The organism is Paenibacillus sinensis, assembly GCF_019904155.1.
GTDB lineage: Bacteria > Bacillota > Bacilli > Paenibacillales > Paenibacillaceae > Paenibacillus_AQ > Paenibacillus_AQ sinensis.
The window spans coordinates 102,308-104,010 of the sequence record NZ_JAHCMB010000048.1; the positions used below are offsets into that span (position 1 = coordinate 102,308).

General features: G+C 39.5%; 1 protein-coding gene. It reads left to right on the forward strand.

Annotated features, from left to right (window positions below):
* Window positions 1–320: 320 nt before the first annotated feature.
* The coding region (locus KIH86_RS05825) for a family 43 glycosylhydrolase (RefSeq protein ID WP_223110345.1) at window positions 321–1,703 on the forward strand (1,383 nt) is incomplete at its 3' end.

Sequence of the window (1,703 nt, forward strand, 5' to 3'; positions counted from 1 at the left end):
TATCCTCTTTTCTAAGGATGAATTGTTCATTCTCGATAAATGTTTCTTGTGCACCATCCAATACAATTAATATCTCAAAAGCATGATGCGATTCCTTGGTCATTAACCAATTCGAAGGAACCGTTTGTTTGTGTGCGCCAAAAAAACGTATGTTCCAATCAATGCGTGGGAGTAGTTGTGTTGAACTATCCACAAATTCAATTGTATTATTTCTCAATTTAAACCCCACCTTTGATTTGGGTAAATCTATCCTTCATTGTACAATCGTATTTCGGTTAAGTAGTTACTATAATATAGACAGTCGACAGGAAGCGCNATAAATGACAATAATCAATAATCCCGTTATTCCGGGAATGGCACCAGACCCATCCATTATTCGAGTCCATGATGTTTATTATATTGCAACATCCACTTTTCATTGGAACCCAGGCATACAAATTTTCAAATCAACGGATTTAGCAAATTGGGAGCTAATCAGTTCCGTATTAAAAAACGGTGAAGTCAATTTACGTGGTACAAATACACCGGCCGGGATCTGGGCACCACACTTATCCTATGATGCTTCCACGAAGAAATACTGGTTAGTATTTTCTCACATGGTAAATATGGCAGGCCGTGAATTTAACTCGGATTCCTATGCAGTGTGGGCAGAAGATATAAATGGACCTTGGTCAGAGCCGATTTATCTTACCTCGATAGGTTTCGACCCAGCTATTTTTCATGACGAAGATGGCAAACATTATATATCCATTCTTGAATGGGAGACACGTCAAGGATATCAAGCGCCTGGACATATTGTAATTGCCGAAGTGAATTTGGATAATGGGCAGATTATTGGTAAATGGCGCCGAGTAACACAAGGATTTACTAGTCGTGGATGTGCTGAAGCACCACAAATATATAAATACAATGGGAGATACTATCTTATTATAGCTGCTGGTGGGACAGGCTATGCGCATGGTGTAGAGATTGGACGTTCGGAGAATATTTTTGGTCCATACGAACCACATCCATCAGGCGAGCCGATTATTACCTCTTCACCACAACATTTATTTTCGCTTGGCGACCCAGACGCCGGACATTTTGAAATGTATAATCCAAATTCAACGATGCAAAAAGCAGGCCATGGTTCATTAGTTCAAACGCAAACAGGCGAATGGTATATTGTTCATCTAATGTCACGCCCAATTGAAGGAACTCTATTTAATCCACTAGGACGCGAAACGTCTATTCAAAAAATGAAGTGGACGGAGGACGGCTGGCTGGAAATGAAAGATGGATCGAATTTGGCGAAAACGGAAGTTGAAGGTATGGAGGGAGTGGAATTATCTACTAGGTTATCTCATGATCTATTTGATCATTTTAATAATGAAAAATATGATATCCATTTTATGACTCCTTATCGAGAGCAGGATGTTGATTGGGTGAATACGACTGAACGTCCAGGTTATCTACGTATTCACGGTGAGAACTCTTTCTTCTCTCAAGTAAATCCAGCTATTATGGCAACACGTGCGACATCATTTAATTACGAGATTCAAACCAAAGTCGAATTCCATCCTGACCATTACTCGGAAACGGCGGGGATAGGGCTTTACTATGATTCGAATAATTGGATATATATCCACTTAACTCATTCTGAATCATTTGGTGGAACAATGTTAAATTTACTACAGGCTAAACTAGGAAATCGCATCGAATTT